General features: G+C 69.4%; 16 protein-coding genes and 2 riboswitches. Of the genes, 7 read left to right on the forward strand and 9 right to left on the reverse strand.

Going from position 1 to position 19,965, the window contains the following annotated elements:
* Positions 1-480: a peroxiredoxin gene (locus tag KK097_RS06260; protein ID WP_214544068.1), complete on the forward strand. Its 480-nt coding sequence runs from the start codon at positions 1-3 to the stop codon at positions 478-480.
* A 193-nt stretch (positions 481-673) separates the two neighbouring features.
* On the forward strand, positions 674-1,225 hold the full coding sequence (locus tag KK097_RS18390) for a PH domain-containing protein (RefSeq protein WP_214544069.1): 552 nt from the start codon (positions 674-676) through the stop codon (positions 1,223-1,225).
* A 109-nt stretch (positions 1,226-1,334) separates the two neighbouring features.
* Here KK097_RS18390 and KK097_RS06270 read toward each other — a convergent pair whose 3' ends face one another.
* Positions 1,335-3,053, reverse strand: a complete 1,719-nt coding sequence (locus KK097_RS06270) for an ABC transporter family substrate-binding protein (RefSeq protein ID WP_214544070.1) — start codon at positions 3,051-3,053, stop codon at positions 1,335-1,337.
* Between the two features lie 256 nt (positions 3,054-3,309).
* Here KK097_RS06270 and KK097_RS06275 point away from each other — a divergent pair, with 256 nt between their 5' ends.
* The 3 genes from KK097_RS06275 to KK097_RS06285 are packed head-to-tail and all read left to right on the forward strand — an operon-like array spanning position 3,310 to position 7,369.
* Complete coding sequence (locus tag KK097_RS06275; protein ID WP_214529017.1) at positions 3,310-4,290, forward strand: ABC transporter permease; 981 nt, start codon at positions 3,310-3,312, stop codon at positions 4,288-4,290.
* A 3-nt stretch (positions 4,291-4,293) separates the two neighbouring features.
* Positions 4,294-5,232, forward strand: a complete 939-nt coding sequence (locus KK097_RS06280; RefSeq protein ID WP_214529016.1) for an ABC transporter permease — start codon at positions 4,294-4,296, stop codon at positions 5,230-5,232.
* Positions 5,225-7,369 (forward strand): dipeptide ABC transporter ATP-binding protein, encoded by a 2,145-nt coding sequence (locus tag KK097_RS06285; RefSeq protein WP_214544071.1) that lies wholly within the window; start codon positions 5,225-5,227, stop codon positions 7,367-7,369. Before KK097_RS06280 ends, KK097_RS06285 begins: the two co-directional genes overlap by 8 nt.
* A gap of 104 nt (positions 7,370-7,473) precedes the next feature.
* Here the strand turns inward: KK097_RS06285 and KK097_RS06290 are convergent, their stop codons facing one another.
* The 8 genes from KK097_RS06290 to gcvT all read right to left on the reverse strand — a co-directional run bounded on the left by KK097_RS06290 (position 7,474) and on the right by gcvT (position 18,431).
* The gene (locus KK097_RS06290) at positions 7,474-7,980 is read right to left on the reverse strand and encodes a PH domain-containing protein (RefSeq protein ID WP_214529014.1); all 507 of its coding nucleotides are present in this window, start codon (positions 7,978-7,980) and stop codon (positions 7,474-7,476) included.
* 62 nt (positions 7,981-8,042) lie between these two features.
* Positions 8,043-9,785 (reverse strand): dipeptide ABC transporter ATP-binding protein, encoded by a 1,743-nt coding sequence (locus KK097_RS06295; protein WP_214529013.1) that lies wholly within the window; start codon positions 9,783-9,785, stop codon positions 8,043-8,045.
* On the reverse strand, positions 9,782-10,732 hold the full coding sequence (locus tag KK097_RS06300) for an ABC transporter permease (protein WP_214544072.1): 951 nt from the start codon (positions 10,730-10,732) through the stop codon (positions 9,782-9,784). Before KK097_RS06300 ends, KK097_RS06295 begins: the two co-directional genes overlap by 4 nt.
* Positions 10,722-11,651 (reverse strand): ABC transporter permease, encoded by a 930-nt coding sequence (locus KK097_RS06305; protein ID WP_110860579.1) that lies wholly within the window; start codon positions 11,649-11,651, stop codon positions 10,722-10,724. Before KK097_RS06305 ends, KK097_RS06300 begins: the two co-directional genes overlap by 11 nt.
* A gap of 224 nt (positions 11,652-11,875) precedes the next feature.
* Positions 11,876-13,504, reverse strand: coding sequence for a peptide ABC transporter substrate-binding protein (locus KK097_RS06310; RefSeq protein ID WP_214544073.1), 1,629 nt, complete (start codon positions 13,502-13,504; stop codon positions 11,876-11,878).
* Between the two features lie 511 nt (positions 13,505-14,015).
* On the reverse strand, positions 14,016-16,937 hold the full coding sequence (gene gcvP, locus KK097_RS06315; RefSeq protein WP_214544074.1) for an aminomethyl-transferring glycine dehydrogenase: 2,922 nt from the start codon (positions 16,935-16,937) through the stop codon (positions 14,016-14,018).
* On the reverse strand, positions 16,934-17,311 hold the full coding sequence (gene gcvH / locus KK097_RS06320) for a glycine cleavage system protein GcvH (protein ID WP_214544075.1): 378 nt from the start codon (positions 17,309-17,311) through the stop codon (positions 16,934-16,936). The genes gcvP and gcvH overlap by 4 nt, the downstream gene beginning before the upstream one ends.
* 4 nt (positions 17,312-17,315) lie before the next feature.
* On the reverse strand, positions 17,316-18,431 hold the full coding sequence (gene gcvT / locus KK097_RS06325; protein WP_250896500.1) for a glycine cleavage system aminomethyltransferase GcvT: 1,116 nt from the start codon (positions 18,429-18,431) through the stop codon (positions 17,316-17,318).
* 49 nt (positions 18,432-18,480) lie between these two features.
* Positions 18,481-18,582: riboswitch (glycine riboswitch) on the reverse strand.
* Positions 18,583-18,720: riboswitch (glycine riboswitch) on the reverse strand.
* A 96-nt stretch (positions 18,721-18,816) separates the two neighbouring features.
* Between gcvT and KK097_RS06330 the strand changes: the two genes are divergently transcribed.
* Positions 18,817-19,191 (forward strand): BlaI/MecI/CopY family transcriptional regulator, encoded by a 375-nt coding sequence (locus tag KK097_RS06330; RefSeq protein ID WP_214529007.1) that lies wholly within the window; start codon positions 18,817-18,819, stop codon positions 19,189-19,191.
* 13 nt (positions 19,192-19,204) lie between these two features.
* Positions 19,205-19,942: a M48 family metalloprotease gene (locus KK097_RS18630; RefSeq protein WP_214529006.1), complete on the forward strand. Its 738-nt coding sequence runs from the start codon at positions 19,205-19,207 to the stop codon at positions 19,940-19,942.
* Positions 19,943-19,965: the final 23 nt, after the last annotated feature.

The raw sequence follows: 19,965 nt of genomic DNA on the forward strand, positions 1-19,965 counted from the left end.
ATGAGCATCCCCGCGATCGGCGAGTCCGCCCCGTCGTTCTCCCTGCCGGGGATGGTCGTGCGCGCCGGCGTGCGGACCGACGACGAGTACGACCTGTCCGCCGAGATCGGCCGGACCGTCGTGCTGGCCTTCTACCCCGGCGACGCCACCGTGGTCTGCACGGCCCAGCTCTGCAGCTACCAGGCCGAGCTCGACGCGTTCACCGACCTCGGTGCGACGGTGTGGGGCATCAGCCCGCAGGCACTCGACTCGCACGAGGGGTTCGCCCGCGACTCCTCGCTCGCGTTCCCGCTCCTCAGCGACACGGCGGGCTCCGTCATCCGGGCGTACGGGGTACAGGCACCGGGCATCGGTCTGCGACGATCCGTGTTCGTGATCGGCCCGGACGGCGTGGTCCGGTGGCGGCACGTCGGGCTGGTCGGTGTCCGGTTCCCGAAGGCCGAGACCATCCGAGAACAGATCGAACTGCTGGTCTCGTAGCGCTCGGCGTGGGAGTGCGCTGAACAGGCCGAGATGGGGTGTTGACACCCCGACCGCGGGCGACGACCATGGTCGGCACGAGGGTCCGTCCAGGATCTGCCTCCCCGGGGAATCGGGTCGTCCGGAGATACGCGCCGGTGTGTCACACCCGCTCCCCGGGCGTCTCCGGGGAGGCATCTCGTACCCTCGTCCGGTGCACACCACCATCGTCGCCCCGGGTCTTCGTCACCTCGCCCTCCTCTTCTGGGCCGCCGCCGTGGTGCTCGTGCCGCTCGCCATCGCCGGCGGCGGGTCCCCGTGGCTCACAGCCGTCCCGAGCCTCGCGGTCGCGTTCGTCGCGTGGGCCGTGCTCTGGCGGCCCCGGATCGAACTGACACCCGAGCACCTGCGCATCGTCGACGTGCGGCGGACCAGCACCTACACCTGGTCACGCATCAGCGAGGTCCGCACCAAGTACGGCATCGAGGTGGTCACCAGCGAGGGCGTGCGCCGCGTCTGGATCGCGACCCGCCCCACAGCGCGGCTCGATGCACACACCGGTGAGCAGCCGGGAGGCCCGGATCACCTGGACGTCGACGTTGCGGCCGCGCGGATGCTGGCCCGCGTGCCCGCCCCGGCACCGCAGGACGGCCCACCGCCCGCGAGCGTGACGGCTGCGCCGATCACGCACCGGACGCACGGGTGGACGATCCTGGCGATGGTCGTCCTCGGGATCGCGGCGTCGATGGCGGCGGCGCGGCTGTAGGCCCGGACGCGTGCGGTGCCCGGGGGCGCCGACGCAGAACGACACCCCCGACGTGGTGCGACGTCGAGGGTGCCGTTCGGGTGCGGGTCGTCCGTGTGCGGAGTGGCGACTACTTCGTGTAGCCGACGTCCTCCCACTTGACCGAGGACTGCTGGAACTGCGCCGGTCCGTAGTTCACCAGGTCCTTGCGCACGCCCCAGGCGTACGGCTCGGCGAACAGCGGGATCGTGCCGGCGACCTTGACGATCTTCTTGTCGATCTCCTGCGCGTCCTTGATGCGGGCGTCGGCGTCGAGCTCACCGTTCGCCTTGTCCCACGCGGCGCCGAGCGAGTCGTCCGTCACGCCGGCGTAGTTCTGCCCGGCGTCGGCGGGGTAGAAGATCGACTTCAGCGACGAGATCGGGAACGGCGTGCCCTGCCACGCGAAGTACGTGGCGTCGAAGTCACGCGTCTCGGTGGTGATGTACTTCGTGAAGAAGTCGTCGGTGGGCACGGTGTCGATGGTCACCTTGAAGCCGGCCTGCTTGGCCTGCTGCTGCACGAGCTGGGCGATGTTCGCCGAGTTCGGGTTGTCCGACGGGATCACGAACCGGACCTCGAGCGTCTTGCCGCCCTTGGTCGCGTAGCCGTCCGAACCGATCTCGTAGCCGGCGTCCTCGAGCTTCGCCTTGGCCTTCTCGACGCTGTAGCCGTAGACGCTCGACGCGTCGTCCTCGTAACCCTCCTGGCCGGGCAGGTAGACGAGGTTGTTGAGCACGTCGCCCGGGCTCTTCACCGGCGACAGGATCGCCTGGGCGAGGACCTTGCGGTTGAGTGACTGGGCGAACGCCTGGCGGACGTCCTGGTCCTTGAAGACCTCGGACGTGCCGTTCAGGGTCACGTGCCGCCAGGTCGTGCCGAGCGACCGCTCGATCTTCGAGTCGGAGCGCGAGTTCGCCGTCTTGAAGTTGTCGGCGCTGCCGTTCAGGTTGAACGCGTCGAGCTCCTTGTTGGCGTACGCCTGGGCGACTCCGTCACGGGAGACCGTCTTGAAGACGATCGTGTCGAGCTTGCCCTCGTCGCCCCACCACTTCGGGTTCTTCTCGAAGGTCACGACGCCACCGTTGGCGTCGAAGGACTTCAGGATGTACGGGCCACCGGAGACGTAGGTCTTGCCGTCGGCGGCGTACGGTCCCTTGGCCCACGCGGTGTTGAAGTGCTCGGGGGTGTCGACGGCCCAGTACGGGTAGATCGCGGTGAAGACCGAGGCCCAGTCGGCGTTGGTCTTCGAGAACGTCATGATGACGTCACGCTCATCGGAGCCCTGCTTGACCGAGTCCACGTCCTCCCACACGTTGGTGGCGAGGGGTGCGAAGGCCTTGTTCGTGCCGTTCAGCGCCTTCCAGTTCGCGATGACGTCCTTCGCGCTGATCGGGGTGCCGTCCGACCACACGGCCTTCGGGTTGATCTTGATCTCGACGGTCTGGGGCGACTCCTTCGTCAGCTCGATCGAGTCGACGAAGTCCTTGTTCGCCTCCCACTCGCCGTTCTCCTTGAACTGGATGAAGCTCGGCAGGTAGGCGCCGGAGATCGTGTTGTCGTCGACCGTCCCCGAGTCCAGGTTCTGCAGCTGCCAGTTCGCCGGAGCCGTGTCGATCGGCAGGGTGATGGACCCACCGTCCTGCACGTCCGCGCGGTCCGCGACGGTCCAGCCGGTCGACTTCAGCGACGACTCGGCGACCGCGGAACTGCTGTTGCCAGCCTGTCCGCCACCGGAGCAGCCCGCCAGCACGACGGCGGCAGCCGCAGCGGTGGCGAGGACGGCGATGCCCTTGATCCTCTTTCGCATGGCGAGGATTCCCTTTCGTTGTGGTTCGCGCAGATCGCGCTGGACCGCGGCGGCCCCCGCCGTCGCGCCTTGTTGGTTGAGAACCCTAGCCACATCCGAAGGCTGCACAAGGGGCTGTGCGATCAATCGAAACACGCTCGTAACGAATGTTGCATAACGTCACTTCCGTCGTCCCAGCCCCTCGCTCGAACGGCTAGCCTGTCGCCACCGACAACGCTGTCCGGACGGACGGCCGCACCCAGAGGTCACGAAGTACATGCTCGCCTTCATCGCAAAGCGGATCGTCAACTACGTCGTCCTGACGATCGTGGCGACCACGCTCGGGTACATCCTCGCCAGCAGCACGCTCAACCCGGCCGCCCGGTTCCTCGGGCGCAACCCGGCCGTGCCGCAGGGCACCATCGAAGCGTCCCTGCGCAAGCTCGGGGCCGATCCGGACACCCCGCTCCTCGTCCGCACCTGGGACTGGTGGGTCGGTCTGGTGACGCACGGCTCGCTCGGCATGAGCACCCGCGGCACCGAGGTGACCGCCGACATCGTCGCCCGGTCCGGCACGAGCCTCCGGCTGCTCGTGATCGGCACGCTGCTCGGCGCGATCCTCGGTGTGCTGCTCGGCGTCTGGAACGCGGTCAGGCAGTACCGCACGTCCGACCAGGTCTCGACGTACCTGTCGTTCGCGGTCCTCGCCACCCCGACCTTCGTCATCGCGGTGGTGCTGATGATCCTCGCGACCTCGCTCAACCAGGGCGTCGGGACGCAGGTGATCCGGTTCACCGGCGAGTACACGCCGGGGGTGAGCGGGTTCTTCCCGGTGCTCGGCGACCGGCTCGTGCACCTGCTGTTACCGACGATCTCGCTGACCATCGGCGCCGTCGCGACCTACTCGCGCTACCAGCGCTCGGCGATGCTCGACGTCCTGTCGAACGACTTCATCCGCACGGCACGGTCGAAGGGTCGCACCCGCGGCTCCGCGATCATGCGGCACGGCGTGCGGGTCGCCCTCATCCCGATGTCGACCTTCTTCGCGTACTCGTTCGGGTTGATCCTGACGGGTGCGAGCATCACCGAACTGGTCTTCAGCTGGCACGGCATGGGTGAGTACTTCGTGCAGAGCATCAGCAACAACGACATCAACGCGGCCGCGGGCACGATCCTCTTCACGGCGATCCTCGTGCTCATCGCAGGGACCCTCGCGGACCTGCTCTACGCCGCGCTCGACCCGCGAGTGAGGGTGTGACCCGTGTCTGTTCTCGACCCCACGACCACGACCACCGCCGGTGACCCCGGCGACGGCAACGCGGGCGTCCCGGCGCACGTGATCGAGGCGAAGGGCAGCCGCACACCCCTGTGGCGCAAGGTGTTCGGCACCTGGCGTGCACGGATCGGCGGCAGCGCCCTGCTCCTCATCATCCTCTGGGCGTTCCTCGGCCCGTACCTGTACCACTGGAACGCCGTCGACTCCGACGGGCTGGCATTCGGGATGCCACCGAGCGCCGCGCACTGGTTCGGCACGAACGACATCGGCCAGGACATCTACGCGCAGACCCTGGTCGGCCTGCAGAAGTCGCTGCTCATCGGCCTGATCGCCGGTCCCGCAGCGACCCTGATCGCCGGCATCGTCGGCGCGGTCGCCGGGTACTTCGGCGGCGTCACCGACCGGCTGCTCGTGTGGGTCATCGACCTGCTGCTCGTGATCCCGTCGTTCTACGCGCTCGTGCTGCTCAGCCCGGTGTTCAAGGACCTGACGTGGGTGGCCCTCATCGTCGGCCTCGCGGTGTTCAGCTGGATGGTGATGGCCCGCGTGATCCGCGGTCAGACGATGTCGCTGCGCGAACGCGACTACGTCAAGGCCGCCCGGTTCATGGGTGTCCCGGCGTTCACGATCATCCGGCGTCACATCCTGCCGAACGTGGCGTCGCTGCTCATCATCGACGCCACCCTCGGTGTCGGCGCCGCGATCCTGGCGGAGAGTTCGCTGAGCTTCTTCGGCTTCGGCATCCAGATCCCCGACGTCTCGCTCGGCACCCTGCTGGCCGCCGGCAGCCAGTCCGCCGTCACCCGCCCGTGGCTCTTCGTCCTGCCCGCCGCGACCCTCGTCGCGACCGTGCTCTCGACCAGCCTGCTCGGCGACGCCCTCCGCGACGCCATCGACCCCACCTCCGGAGCCAACCGTGACTGAACCGCTGCTCACCGTCTCCGACCTCTCGGTGACGTTCAACCCGAAGACGAAGCCGGTCTACGCCGTCCGCGGGGTGGACTACACCGTCGCACCCGGCGAGTTCCTCGGCATCGTGGGCGAGTCGGGGTCCGGCAAGTCGGTGTCCTCGATGGCGGTGATGGGTCTGCTGCCGTCGTCCGCCCAGGTGCAGGGCAGCATCACGTTCGACGGCCAGGAACTCGTCGGCAGGAACGACCGCGAGATGTCGCGACTGCGCGGTCGCGACATCGCGATGGTGTTCCAGGACCCGCTGTCCGCCCTGACGCCGGTGTACACGATCGGCCAGCAGATCATCGAGGGTCTGCGTCTGCACGACCGCTCGCTCACCCAGCACGCCGCACGCACCCGTGCCGAGGAACTCCTGCGCGTCGTCGGCATCCCGAACCCGGCGCGACGCCTCGACGCGTTCCCGCACGAGTTCTCCGGCGGCATGCGGCAGCGCGCGATGATCGCGATCGCCATCGCGAACGACCCGAAGCTGATCATCGCCGACGAGCCGACGACCGCGCTCGACGTGACCATCCAGGCGCAGATCCTCGACGTGCTGCAGACGGCGAAGGACATGACCGGTGCCGCCGTCGTGCTCATCACGCACGACCTCGGCGTCGTCGCCGGCAACGCCGACCGCGTCGCTGTGATGTACGCCGGCCGGATCGTCGAGACGGCGCCGGTCGTCCCGCTGTTCCGCGAGCCGGTGATGCCGTACACGATCGGGTTGCTCCGCTCGATGCCGAACATGACGTCCGCCCGCACCGAACGCCTCGTTCCGCTCGACGGCCGTCCGCCGCTGCTCACGCAGAAGCCGACCGGCTGCCCGTTCGCCGACCGCTGCCCGGCCGTCATCGACGCCTGCCGCGACGGTGAGCCGGCCCTCGTCGCACCGACGGTGCCGCAGAGCGCCGACAACCCGGTCCTGACCGGTGCCGTCCAGACGATCGGCAACGGGACCCTGCTCGACGACCACACCGCCGCGTGCATCCGCCGCGACGAGATCGCCGCCGGCACCCTCGAGCGCTCGGAGATCTTCCCCCGCCCGGACGACGTCCCCGAGGCGGCCGTCGACCACGGCGACGACGTCGTGCTCGAGCTCACCGACGTGGTGAAGACCTTCCCGCTCACGAAGGGCGCGCTGTTCCGCCGGCAGATCGGCGAGGTGCACGCGGTGGACGGCGTCTCCCTCACGCTCAAGCGCGGGCAGGTGCTCGGCCTGGTCGGCGAGTCCGGCTGCGGCAAGACGACCACCATCATGGAGGTCCTCGAACTCGCCGGGGCCCAGCACGGCACGATCCGGGTGAACGGCGTCGACACCGCTTCGCTGTCCAAGAAGGACCGTCTCGCGCTGCGCCGCGACATCCAGGTCGTGTTCCAGGACCCGATGGCGTCGATCGACCCACGGCTCGACATCGGCTCGGTGATCGGTGAGCCCCTCACCGTGCACGGGGTGCCGAAGGACGAGATCCGCCGACGGGTACGCGAGGTGCTCGAGCTGGTCGGCCTCGAGCCGAGCTACATCGACCGGTACCCGCACGAGTTCTCCGGCGGCCAGCGGCAGCGCATCGGCATCGCCCGTGCGCTCATCGTCGAGCCCAAGATCCTGGTGCTCGACGAGCCGGTCTCCGCGCTCGACGTCTCGGTGCAGGCCGGTGTGATCAACCTGCTCGAGGACCTCAAACACCGCCTCGGGTTGTCCTACCTGTTCGTGGCGCACGACCTGTCCGTGGTCCGGCACATCGCCGACGACGTCGCGGTCATGTACCTCGGCCGCATCGTCGAGTACGGCGACGGCGACGCGGTCTTCTCGGACCCGCAGCACCCGTACACCCGGGCACTGCTGTCGGCCGTGCCGGTGCCGGACCCCATGGCCGAGGCAGCCCGCGGGCGCATCCTGCTCGACGGCGACCTGCCCTCCCCCACGGAGCGCATCGACGGCTGCCGGTTCCGCACGCGCTGCCCGCTCTACCAGCTCCTGGACGAGGGCCGGCAGGAGCAGTGCCGGACGATCGACCCGGGTCTCGAGCCCGTGCACGGCCGCGGTGTCGCCTGCATCCAGACCGACCAGGAGCACCTGCTCACCGAGCGGGCCGGCGCGGTCGTCTGACGACGCCGGTCACGCCGTGGACGTGACCAGCAGACGGACGGGAGGCCATGTACCAGCTGGTACCGGGCCTCCCGTCCGTCGTGTGGTCGCGATCGCGAGCCGCGTCAGGCTCCCAGCCACAGGCTGAGCAGCGAGGCGGCGAGCAGCGCCAGCGCGGCCGCGCCGACCGCCAGCGCCGGTGTGTCCCAGCCCCGCACGACGTCACCGTCACCAGTGGCACCGCGGCGCTCCGACCACCGGTCGAGCAGCACCGTCATCTCGTCGGGCTGCCGCAGGACGGCCCGCTCACCGCGCCGGGCCGGTTTCGGCCGCGGCAGCGACGGCCCGCCCCAGCACTGGACCTTCCGGCCGGCGACCGTCTCGATCACGATCTGCCAGCGGAGCCGGACGTCGGCGACGGCGTGCCACGGCACCACGGTACGGCGGAGCGGGTTGCGCACCGTCACCGCATGGTCGTCGATGACGATGCACGGGCGGTAGGTCAGGACCCAGAGCGCCCAGACGAGCACGGCGATCGGGCCGGCGGCACGGAGGACGACGTCCCAGCTCCCCCGGAACGCCGCATCGCCGAGCAGGAAGAGGCCCAGGACGGCGACGAGGCCGGACGCCACCGCGCCCCCGCGACCAGCGCGGAGGACGACGGGGCGTCCGGCCTCGTTCGTGTCCAGGTGGATCAGCGTCCGAACTCGAACCCGGCGCCGGGGATGGCGGCCAGGAGGTCCTTCGTGTACTGCTCCTTCGGGTCGGCGAAGACCTCGTCGGTCGTCGCCTTCTCGACGATCTGCCCACGGCGCATGACGCACACGTTGTCCGCGACGAGGCGGACGACCGCGAGGTCGTGCGTGATGAACAGGTACGTCAGGCCGAGCTCGGTCTGCAGCTCGGTGAGCAGGTCGAGGATCTGCCCCTGCACGAGCACGTCGAGCGCGGAGACGGCCTCGTCGAGGACGATGACCTCCGGCTTGAGCGCGAGCGCGCGGGCGACGGCGATGCGCTGCCGCTGGCCGCCGGACAGCTCGTTCGGGTAGCGGTTCACCATCGACTTCGGCAGGGCGACCTGGTCGAGCAGCTCGAGCACGCGGGCCCGGCGCGAGGCCTTGTCGCCCACCTTGTGCGTGCTGAGCGGCTCGGCGATCGTGTTCCCGACGTTGTACATCGGGTCCAGCGAGCCGTACGGGTCCTGGAACACCGGCTGCACGCGGCGGCGGAAGTCGAAGAGGTCCTTGCCCTTCAGCGCGCCGATGTCGATGCCGTCGAACTGCACGGTGCCGCTCGTGATGCTCTCGAGCTGCAGGACGAGCTTCGCGACGGTCGACTTGCCCGAACCGGACTCGCCGACGAGCGCCGTGGTGGTGCCCTTCTGGATCGAGAACGACACGTCGTCGACGGCCTTGAGCTCGCGCGTGGCGAGGTTCTTGCCGCGCAGCTTGTAGACCTTCTCGAGGTTCTTCACCACGATGAGGTCCTCGGCCGGACGGTGCTCGCGCTCCTGGGCCCGGGCGATCAGCTCGGCGTCGTCGTTGCCGGCGTCGGCGATGTCGACCCGCTGGTGCTGCACCTTCGACTGGATGCGACGGCTGGCCAGCGACGGGGCCGCTGCGACGAGGCGCTGCGTGTACGGGTGCTGCGGGTTCGCCAGGATCTCCTTCGAGGGCCCGGCCTCGACGACCTGGCCCTTGTACATCACGACGAGCTTCTCGGCACGCTCGGCGGCGAGCCCGAGGTCGTGCGTGATGAACAGCACCGAGGTGCCGAAGTCGCGCGTCAGGGTCTCGAGGTGGTCGAGGATGACGCGCTGGACAGTGACGTCGAGCGCACTCGTCGGCTCGTCGGCGATGAGCAGCTGCGGGCGGCTCGACAGACCGATGCCGATGAGCACGCGCTGCCGCATGCCGCCGGAGAACTCGTGCGGGTACTGCTTCAGGCGGGTCGACGCGTCGCCGAGGCCGGCTTCCTGCAGGACTTCGACGGCACGGTCGCGGACGGCCTTCTTGCCGGTCGCCATGCCGTTCGCGCGGATCGCCTCTTCGACCTGGAAGCCGATCGACCACAGCGGGTTGAGGTTCGACATCGGGTCCTGTGGGACGTAGCCGATCTCCTTCCCGCGGATCTCCGACATCTCCTTGTCGCTCAGCCCGACGAGCTCGCGCCCGTTGAACTTGATCGAGCCGCCGGTCACCTCACCGGTACCAGGGAGGAGCTTGATGATCGCCTGCGCGCTCGTCGATTTGCCGGAACCGGACTCTCCGACGATCGCCAAGCGCTCGCCCTGCTCGAGGGTGAGGTTGACGCCGCGGACGGCCTGCACGAGGCCGCTCTGGGTCTTGAAGCCGACCTGCAGGTCGGTGATCTCGAGCAGTGGTGCGCCGGAACCGCCGGTGCGGCTGCTGTTCGGCTGGGTCAGTGTCTCGCTCATCGGCGGGCCCTCGCCTTCGGGTCGAGCGCATCGCGCACCACGTCACCGAGGAGCAGGAACGCGAGCACGGTGATGGACAGGGCGGCGGACGGCCAGAAGATCGTCGCCGGGTTGGTCCGGATCGACGTCTGGGCGGTGCCGATGTCGAGGCCCCAGCTGAGCGCCGACGGCGGGAGACCGATGCCGAGGAACGACAGGGTGGCCTCCGCCACGATGAACGTACCGAGCGACACGGTGGCGACGACGATGACCGGAGCCAGCGAGTTCGGGATGACGTGGCGGACGAGCGTCTTGAAGCGGCTGACGCCGAGCGCCGCCGATGCCATCACGTAGTCGGACTGCTTGGCGCTCAGGACGGCACCGCGCATGATGCGGGCGATCTGCGGCCAGGCGAAGGCCGCGAGCACGAGCGCGACCGTGATGGCGTTCCGGGCGGGGATCACCGACATGATCACGATCGCGCCGAGGATCGTCGGGATCGAGAAGAAGATGTCCGCGATGCGGGACACGATCGTGTCGAGCCAGCCGCCGTAGAAACCGGCCAGCGAACCGATGATGATGCCGACGAGCGACACCAGGACCGTCGCGACGATGCCGACGATGACCGAGTTCTGGGCGCCCCAGATCACACGGGCGTAGACGTCGTAGCCCTGCCGGGTGTAGCCGAGGGGGTGGCCGGGACGCGGGCCCTCGTCACTGAAGTCGAGGTTCGACGCCCGCGGGTCGACGTGCGTGAAGAGTCCGGGGAAGATCGCGACGACGACGATGAGCAGGATCAGGACCGAGGAGATCCAGAACGTCGGGCGGGTCCGCATGGACTCCCACGCGTCGGTCCACAGCGATCGGGTCTTCTCGTCCTCGTTGACCTGGTCCACCGCCTGGAGCGGGGTCTCCTCGATCGGGGCGACGTAGTGCGTCGCCGAACGGGGTGCGGCGTTACTTGGCATAGCGGATCCTCGGGTCCAGGACGGCGTAGAGCAGGTCGACCAGGAGGTTGGCGAGCATGAAGATGATGACCATCACGGCGACGAAGGACACGACAGTGGGGCCCTCGCCGAGCTTGACGGCGCGGAACACCGTGCCGCCGACACCGTTGATGTTGAAGATGCCCTCGGTGACGACCGCGCCGACCATCAGGTTGCCGATGTCGACGCCCAGGTAGGTCACCACGGGGATGAGCGAGTTGCGGAAGATGTGCACGCCGACGACACGACGACGCGGCAGGCCCTTCGCGGTGGCGGTCCGCACGAAGTCGGCGCTGGTGTTCTCGGCGACGCTCGCACGGGTCAGGCGCACGATGTACGCGAACGACACCGACGCGAGCACGATCGCCGGCAGCACGAGCTCCGACCAGGGTGCGTCACCGGACACCGTGACCCGGAACAACCCGAGCTTGATGCCGAACACGTACTGCAGGACGAACCCGACGACGAAGGTCGGCACCGAGATGAGCAGCAGCGACACGACGAGCGCGGTGGCGTCGAACAGCTTGCCCTTGCGCAGACCGGCGATGACACCGACGACGATGCCGGCGACGGCTTCGAACACGAGCGCCAGGATGGCCAGGCGTGCGGTGATCGGGAACGCCTGGGCGAGCTGCGAGCTGACCGGCTGGCCCGAGTAGGTCAGACCCAGGTCACCGCGGAAGACGCCACCGATCCAGAGCAGGTACTGGATGATGAACGGCTTGTCGAGGTTGTACTGCTGTCGCAGCGTCTCGATCACCTGCGGCGACGGCTGACGGTCGCCGAACAGCGCGGCGATCGGGTCGCCGGGCAGCGAGAAGACCATGAAGTAGATGAGGAACGTGGCCCCGAAGAACACGGGGATGAGTTGCAGGAGGCGCTTGCCGAGGTACCAGAGCATCAGATCACTGCCCGGTCCGGAGCGATGTCGATCAGGTTCATTGTGGTGAGGGGTGGACGGTCCGAGGGTCGGCACGGAAGTCCGGTGCGGGAGGGCGCCCGCGGTGTGGGGAAGGTCTTACCGCCGCGGTACGGGGGTTCGGGGACCTGAGTGGTCCCCGAACCCCCGTCCGGTGGTCGCGAGGCAGGATACCTGCTCGCGTGGTGGTCTCTACGAGACCAGGGTCAGTTCTTGACCTCGATGTCGTAGTACAGCGGCACCGAGTTCCAGCCGAACTTGACGTTCGACACGTTGTCCGCGTTCCAGACACCGGTCACGTTGGAGTACCAGAGCGGGATCTCGGGCAGGTCCTCGAACAGGAGTTCCTGAGCCTGGTCGAAGATCTTGTTGCCCTCTTCGACGGTCGCAGCCGAACGGCCCTCGGCGAGCAGGTCGTTGTACTCCTTGGAGTCGTACCGGGAGTAGTTGTTCGACGAGCCCTCACCCATGGTCGGGCCGAGGAAGTTGTACAGCGACGGGTAGTCGGCCTGCCAACCGGTGCGGCTGCCGCCCGTGAGCTTGTCGTTCGTCTGGAGGTCCAGGGCTTCCTGGAACGTCGGGATCGCGTTGCCCTCGGCTTTGATGCCGAGCGTGTTCGAGATCGAGTTCGTGACCGCGGTCACCCAGGCCTCGTGTCCACCATCGGCGTTGTACGTGATGGTGAGCGTGTCGTCGTACTTCGAGATCTTGTCGGCCTCGGCCCAGAGCTTCTTGGCCTCGGACTTGTTGAACTCGAGCACGTCGGCGCCCTTGAGGTCATCGCTCCAGCCGTCGATCACCGGGGAGGTGAAGTCCTTGGCGGGGGTACGGGTGCCGTCGAAGATCTTGTCGGTGATCTGCTCACGGTTGATCGCCATCGAGACCGCCTCGCGACGGAGCTTGCCCTCTTCGCCCTTCCAGTGGTCGAGGTAGTAGGGCAGGTAGATCGCCTGGAAGATCGCGGCGGCCTGGTTGACGTTCGAGTCCGGGAAGTCGGACTTGTAGGTCGCGAAAGCAGCGTCCGGCACGGCGTCGAGGACGTCGAGGTTGCCGCCCTGGGCGTCGGAGTACGCGGTGTCCTGCGAGGTGTAGAACGTGATCGTCAGACCACCGTTCTTCGGCTTGCGCTTGCCCTCGTAGTCCTTGTTGGTGACGAGCTTGATCGACTGGTTGTGCGTCCAGGCGTTCTTGCCGTCGAGCTTGTAGGGACCGTTGCCGATCGGGTTCTCGCCGAACGCCTTGGTGTCGTCGTAGAACGCCGACGGCAGCGGCACGAACGCCGAGTAGCCGAGCGACAGCGGGAAGTCCGACTGCGCCGACTTCAGCGTGACCGTGAACTCGTCGTCGTCGACGACCTTGAGGCCGGTCAGCTTCGAGTCCTTCTCGGCGTCGTAGCCCTCGATGTTCTCGAAGAAGTAGCTCGCGCCCTGGGCGTTCGACTTCTGTGCAGCCCAGTCCCACGCCTTGGTGAACGACTCGGCCGTGACCTTCTCGCCGTTGGTGAAGGTGTAGTTCGTGTTGAGCGTGATGTCGAACGTCTTCGAGTCATCGGTGTCGATGCTCTTGGCGACCTCCTTGACCGGCTTGCCGTCGGCGTCGTACGAGACGAGGCCTTCGAAGAGCGAGTCGATGATCTTGCCGCCACCGGTCTCGGTGGTGTTCGACGGGATCAGCGGGTTCTGCGGCTCGCTGCCGTTCGTGGTGACGATCCCGGACGCGTTCGCCGAGCCCGAGTCACCGCCGTTCGACGAGCTGTTACTGGAGCAGGCGGTCAGGGCGAGTGCTGTGGCCCCGAGCACGGCGAGGGCTGAGAGCCCGGCGCGCTTCTTGATCAAGGTTCCTCCTGGTGCATGGGACGCGCAAGGGCACAGCGGTGTCACCCGGGCGCGTTTGACCTTTGCACTGTAGGCAAGGTGAACAGCGGCGTCCAAACCCTGGGGCGAACGGTTACACGCCGGTAACCAACTTGCACGATCGTTGCGGGACGATGCAAGATTCGCGCGCGTGCCGGTGAAGGGTGCGTTTTTGTTGCATCTGCATGAAATCCGTTGCAGTCCGGCACACTTCTGTGCAAGTCGGCGACGGCCGAGCATCGCTCAGGGGTGTGCCTCAGGAGCGCTGTCGAGTGGTCACGACCTGCCGTGGGTACCGCGTCGAGTGGTCACGAACAGTCGCTCGGCGCGGGTCCGGACGACGGTTCGCGACCAGTCGACGGAACTGAGCGGTGTGTCGTGACACGCCCCGTCGGCCGATCCCGCCGGGACGCCACCGTGCCCCGCCCGGAGGACCGGACGGGGCACGAAGCGCGGGGCGACGAGCACGACGGGGCGTCGGCGCCGGTCGGGATCAGGCGAACGCCTCGATCGGCGGGCAGGCGCAGACCAGGTTGCGGTCACCGTAGGCCTGGTCGATGCGACGCACCGGCGGCCAGTACTTCCGGCCGCTGATTCCGGGCAGCGGGTAGACGGCCTGCTCGCGGGTGTAGGCGTGCTCCCACTCCCCCGAGATCACCGACGAAGCGGTGTGCGGCGCGTGCACGAGCGGGTTGTCGTCCGCCGGCCACTCCCCGCGCTCCACCGCTGCGGCCTCGGCCCGGATCGCGAGCATGGCGTCGACGAAGCGGTCGAGCTCGGCGAGGTCCTCGCTCTCCGTCGGCTCGACCATGAGCGTGCCCGCGACCGGGAACGACATCGTCGGCGCGTGGAAGCCGTAGTCGACCAGGCGCTTCGCGACGTCGTCGACCGTGATGCCGGTGGTGTCGCGCAGCGGGCGGAGGTCGAGGATGCACTCGTGCGCGACCAGTCCGTCGTCGCCCGTGTACAGCACCGGGAACGCGTCGCGGAGACGGGCCGCGATGTAGTTCGCGCCGAGCACGGCGGCCTCGGTCGCCCGGGTGAGGCCCTCGAGCCCCATCATCCGGACGTAGGTCCACGTGATCGGCAGGATGCTCGGGCTCCCGTACGGCGCAGCGCTCACCGGACCAGCGGCGTGCGCCAGGCGGTCGTCGGCCTCGGCCACCGTCGCGCCGGAGCGCCGGTCGGCCTGCTGCGCGAACGGGTGCCCGGGAAGGAACGGCGCCAGGTGCGCCTTCGCAGCGACGGGACCCACGCCGGGGCCGCCACCGCCGTGCGGGATGCAGAAGGTCTTGTGCAGGTTGAGGTGCGACACGTCGCCGCCGAAGTCGCCGAATCGGGCATGCCCGAGGAGCGCGTTGAGGTTCGCACCGTCTACGTAGACCTGGCCGCCGGCGTCGTGCACGGCGTCGCAGATCTCGCGGATGTCGTGCTCGTAGACGCCGTGGGTGGACGGGTACGTGATCATCAGGGCCGCGAGGGTGTCGGCGTGGGCGGCGACGCGGGCCCGGAGGTCCTCGAGGTCGACGTTGCCGTTCTCGTCGCAGGCCACCACGACGACCTTCATGCCGGCGAGCACCGCGGACGCGGCGTTCGTGCCGTGCGCGCTCGACGGGATCAGGCAGACCGTCCGGTCCTCGTCGCCACGAGCCCGGTGGTACCCGCGGATGGCCAGCAGGCCGGCGAGTTCGCCCTGGCTGCCGGCGTTCGGCTGCAGGGACACCGTGTCGTACCCGGTGACCTCGGCGAGCCACGACTCGAGGTCGCCGATCATGTCGAGGTACCCCTCGACGTCCTCGCGCGGTGCGAACGGGTGGATGTTCGCGAACTCCGGCCAGGTCACGGCGGCCATCTCGGTCGCCGCGTTGAGCTTCATCGTGCAGCTGCCGAGCGGGATCATGCCGCGGTCGAGCGCGTAGTCCTTGTCGGACAGGTGCTTGAGGTACCGCATCATGCGGGTCTCGCTGCGGTGCGCGCTGAACACGGGGTGCGTCAGGTAGTCGCTCTCGCGTTGCAGGGCGGCCGGGAGGCCCGTGGCCGCGTCGCGCACGGCGGTCTCGGTCGCGGGGACCGTCACGTCCACCGCCCCGAGCACGCGGGCGATCGCCACCACGTCGTCGGGTGTGGTCGTCTCGTCGACGGACAGCTGGAACGTGTCGGCGTCCACGACGTGCAGCAGGTAGCCGGCGTCCTGTGCTGCCGCGACGATCGCCTCGGCGCGGCCGACGGCCCGGAGGGTGAGCGTGTCGAAGTACGCGTCGTGCACGACCTCGACGCCGGCGTCACGGGCCACCGCGGCGAGCGCACCCGTGGTCCGTGCGACACGACCGGCGATGAACCGCAGGCCCTCGGGCCCGTGGTAGACCGCGTACATCGAGGCCATCACGGCGAGCAGGACCTGCGCGGTGCAGATGTTGCTCGTCGCCTTCTCGCGGCGGATGTGCTGCTCGCGGGTCTGCAGGCTGAGGCGGTAGGCCATCTGACCGTCGGCGTCGAAGGACACCCCGACCAGCCGACCGGGGAGCTGACGCTCGAGGCCGGCGCGCACGGCCAGGTAGCCGGCGTGCGGGCCACCGAAGCCGAGTGGCACGCCGAAGCGCTGGCTCGTCCCGACCGCGACATCGGCGCCGAGGTCGCCGGGGCTGGCGAGCAGGGTCATCGCGAGCAGGTCGGCTGCGACGACGGCGATGCCGCCACCGGCGTGGACCCGCTCGATGACGGACGACGGGTCGACGATGCGGCCCGAGGCGCCCGGGTACTGCAGGATGACGCCGAACGCGCCGTCGAGCTGGTCGTCGCTCGGGCCGTCGGCAGCGTCGAACGCACGCAGCGTGATGCCCACCGCGTCGGCACGGTGGTCGAGGAGTGCACGGGTCTGCGGCAGCAGGTCGGCGTCGACGAGGAACGCGTCGCCCTTGACCTTCGAAGCCCGGCGGGCGAGGAGCATGCCCTCGACCACGGCGGTTCCCTCGTCGAGCATCGAGGCGCCGGCGGTGGCCATGCCGGTCAGGTCGGACACCATCGTCTGGAAGTTGATGAGTGCTTCGAGACGGCCCTGCGAGATCTCCGGCTGGTAGGGCGTGTACGCCGTGTACCAGCTCGGGTTCTCGAGCACGTTGCGCTGGATCACCGCGGGGGTGTGGGTGCCGTGGTAGCCGAGGCCGATCATGGCGCGGCGGACCGTGTTGCGACCGGCCTTCGCACGGAGCTCGGCGAATGCCTCGGTCTCGCCGACGGCGGCCGGGATCACCGAGTCGACGACGGGGCCGACGTGGATGGACTCCGGGATCGCGGCACGGACCAGGGCGTCGAGCGACGGCTGCCCGACGACGTCGAGCATGGCCTGCTGGTCGGCCGGGGTGGTGCCGATGTGGCGGTCGGCGAAGGAGGTCTGGAGGTTCTCGAACGCGGTCATGCGATGGAGGCCCGGTACGCGTCGTGGTCCATCAGGTCCTCGGGGAACGAGGCGCCGTCGACCTTGATCTTCACGAGCCAGCCGGCACCGAAGGGGTCCTGGTTGACGGTGTCGGGGGTGTCGACGACGGCGTCGTTCACCGCGATGACCTCGCCCTCGATCGGGGCGAAGAGCTCGCCGACGCTCTTGGTCGACTCGATCTCACCGATCTGCTCGCCTGCGGTGGTGGCGGTGCCGACGGCGGGGAGCTCGACGTAGACGACGTCACCGAGCTGCTCGGCGGCGTGGTCGGTGATGCCGACGGTGACGGTGTCGCCCTCGACGAGCAGCCACTCGTGGTCGGCCGTGTACTGGAGTGCGGTCTGGTCGGTCATGGGATCAGCCTTTCGAGGCGCGGCGGTAGAAGGGGAACGCGGAGACGGTGCTGGGGACGGCCGTCCCGCGGACGTCGATGTGGAGGACCTGTGCCCCGTCCGACACGGCGGCGAGTGCGGCCGGGTCGACGAAGGCCATCGCGACGGGGTGGCCGAGCGTCGGCGAGAGCGCACCAGAGGTCACGGTGCCGACGACCGTGCCGTCGAGCACGACGTCGTAGCCGGCGCGGGGGGCACGGCGGCCTTCGGTCACCAGGCCGACGAGCACGCGGGCGTCCGCGGACGGGGTGACGCCGGCTGCACCGACGAACTCGCCGTCCTTGGCGACGACGCGGCCGAGGCCGGCCTGGGCCGGACGGACGTCGGTGCCGAGCTCGTGCCCGTACAACGGCATACCGGCCTCGAGCCGCAGGGTGTCGCGGGCCGCGAGCCCGGCGGGGACGACCCCTCGGTCGGCACCGGCCTCGAGCAGGGCGTCCCAGAGGACCGGGGCGGTGTCCGGGTCGAGGTAGACCTCGAAGCCGTCCTCGCCGGTGTACCCGGTGCGCGCGACGAGCACGTCGGCGCCGTCGAACAGGGCGTGCAGGACGCGGTAGTAGCCGAGCTCGTCGAGCGGGGTCTCGGGCTGCAGACGGTCGGCGACGACGAGGGCGTCGAGCGTGCCGGCCGCCGCGGGTCCCTGGATCGCGACGAGGGCGGTGGTGTCGGAGTCGTCGGAGACCTCGACGTCGAAGCCCGCAGCCCGGGTGGTCAGCGCGTCGACCGCCACGTCACGGTTGGACGCGTTCGCGACGACGAGGAAGACGTCGTCGTCGGTGCGGTACACGACGAGGTCGTCGAGGATCCCGCCGTCCTCGGCGAGCAGCAGCGAGTACTTGGCGCGGCCGACGGGCATCGCACCGAACGAGCCGGCGAGCGCGTGGTCGAGGAAGGCGACGGCGTCGGTGCCGGTCACCCCGATCTCGGCCATGTGCGACAGGTCGAAGACGCCGGCGGCCTGGCGCACGGCGTGGTGCTCGGCCAGGTCGGACGAGTAGCGCACGGGCATGCGGTAGCCGGCGAAGTCGGTGAAGGTGGCACCGGCTGCTTCGTGAGCAGACTCGAGTGGGGACGAACGCATGGCGGAGTTCTCCTGGCATCGGCAGGGCCCGGCGACGATCGCCGGGTGGAACTCCCCCTCTGTCATGGGCCTGAGAGTTTCACCGCGGCCCGTGAGGTCCGGCGGCTTTCACCGTGGGCGAGACGACCGAGCGTCTGCTTTTCAGAGTGGCCTGTCCGCTGCGGTGTGGGACCTGAGAGATTGACGGGGGGATTGCTCCTTCGGTGCCGTGCGTGCGCCCGGGGGCACGGTGTACCCGGGGGCACGACGTACCCGGGGGCACGTGCACGGCGTCTCCCGCGACGGATGAGCGGCCGGTGTGTTCAGTTGTCCGCCCAGAGCATACCGAGGCCGCGTTACGAGCGTGTGTCGTGGCCCGGTCTTCGACATCTCGTAGAATGCGGGGATGGCCGGACAACGATCGCGCCCCAGGGGGCAGCTGGAACAGGCGGTGCTCGAGGCACTCCGCTCCGCCGACGCCGGGCTCACCGCACGCCAGGTGCTCGACGCGTTCCCCGAGCCCCGCCCCGCACTGACGACCGTCCTCACCGTGCTCGACCGCCTCGGCCGCAAGGGCCAGGTGGAACGGGAGCAGCACGACGACGCTCCCCTGACGTTCCGCGCCGTGCACAGTCGCGACGAGCAGACCGCGTCCCTGATGTCGAGCGCGCTGGCAGCCTCGTCCGATCGCGAGGCAGCGCTGCTGCAGTTCACCGGCTCGCTCGCCTCGGACGACCTCGAGGCCCTGCGCCGCGCCCTCGACGCCCGCGCCCGCTCCTGACCGGCTGCGCACCGTGGTCGTCGCCGGCATCGCGCTCATCGTCCTCGCACTCGCGGTGGTGGTCTTCGCGCCCCGGGTCCTGACCCGCTCCGCGTGGACGATCGACCTGCCCCGTACCGCGCTGGTCTGCTGGTCGGTCGCGGTCCTGCTCGGCGTCGTGGGCTTCGTGGCCGGCATCACCCTGGTGGTGCTCGCCGACCGCCCGGTCACCGAGCTGTTCGGCGGTGACGGTTCCCCAACGCACGGGTTCAACGTCGGCGTCGCCCTGCTGGCCGTCATCGCGTTCGTCGTCGCCGTGCGCGTCCGCCCGGGCCCCGAGCACGAGGCCGTCCGTCAGGCGATGCGCTCCGGCGTCGCACCGCACCGGGAGATCGACGGCACCCCCGTCGCCGTCGTCGAGGCCGACCACGCGCTGGCGTGCGCCGTGCCGGGGCGGAGCGGTGGCGTCCTCGTCAGCACCGGCTTGGCAGACCGGTTGCGCACCGACGAACTGGAGGCCGTGGTCGCCCACGAACGCGCCCACCTGACCCAGCACCACGCGGCTGCGGTCGCGGTCGCCGAATCGATCGAGCGTGCGGTCCCGTGGGTGCCCGGTGCCCGCGCCATGGCGCGGTCGACGCGCGTGCTCGTGGAGTTCGCCGCGGACGACGCGGCGGCCCGTCGTGTCGGACGCGACGCCCTGCGCCGGGCGGTGCTGGTGGCGGACGGGAGCAGCGCGCTCGGGGCGATCCGCGCCTCCAGGCTGTCGTAGCGCCCCTGTCGGAGGCGAGGAAT

The organism is Curtobacterium flaccumfaciens (assembly GCF_018598405.1).
GTDB lineage: Bacteria > Actinomycetota > Actinomycetes > Actinomycetales > Microbacteriaceae > Curtobacterium > Curtobacterium aurantiacum.

Excerpts from the sequence above, each read along its gene's own strand:
- KK097_RS06260 (WP_214544068.1), top strand. The coding sequence starts at position 1 with ATGAGCATCCCCGCGATCGGCGAGTCCGCCCCGTCGTTCTCCCTGCCG.
- KK097_RS06270 (WP_214544070.1), bottom strand. The coding sequence starts at position 3,053 with ATGCGAAAGAGGATCAAGGGCATCGCCGTCCTCGCCACCGCTGCGGCT.
- KK097_RS06275 (WP_214529017.1), top strand. The coding sequence starts at position 3,310 with ATGCTCGCCTTCATCGCAAAGCGGATCGTCAACTACGTCGTCCTGACG.
- KK097_RS06295 (WP_214529013.1), bottom strand. The coding sequence starts at position 9,785 with ATGAGCGAGACACTGACCCAGCCGAACAGCAGCCGCACCGGCGGTTCC.
- KK097_RS06300 (WP_214544072.1), bottom strand. The coding sequence starts at position 10,732 with ATGCCAAGTAACGCCGCACCCCGTTCGGCGACGCACTACGTCGCCCCG.
- KK097_RS06305 (WP_110860579.1), bottom strand. The coding sequence starts at position 11,651 with ATGCTCTGGTACCTCGGCAAGCGCCTCCTGCAACTCATCCCCGTGTTC.
- gcvP (WP_214544074.1), bottom strand. The coding sequence starts at position 16,937 with ATGACCGCGTTCGAGAACCTCCAGACCTCCTTCGCCGACCGCCACATC.
- gcvH (WP_214544075.1), bottom strand. The coding sequence starts at position 17,311 with ATGACCGACCAGACCGCACTCCAGTACACGGCCGACCACGAGTGGCTG.
- gcvT (WP_250896500.1), bottom strand. The coding sequence starts at position 18,431 with ATGCGTTCGTCCCCACTCGAGTCTGCTCACGAAGCAGCCGGTGCCACC.
- KK097_RS06330 (WP_214529007.1), top strand. The coding sequence starts at position 18,817 with ATGGCCGGACAACGATCGCGCCCCAGGGGGCAGCTGGAACAGGCGGTG.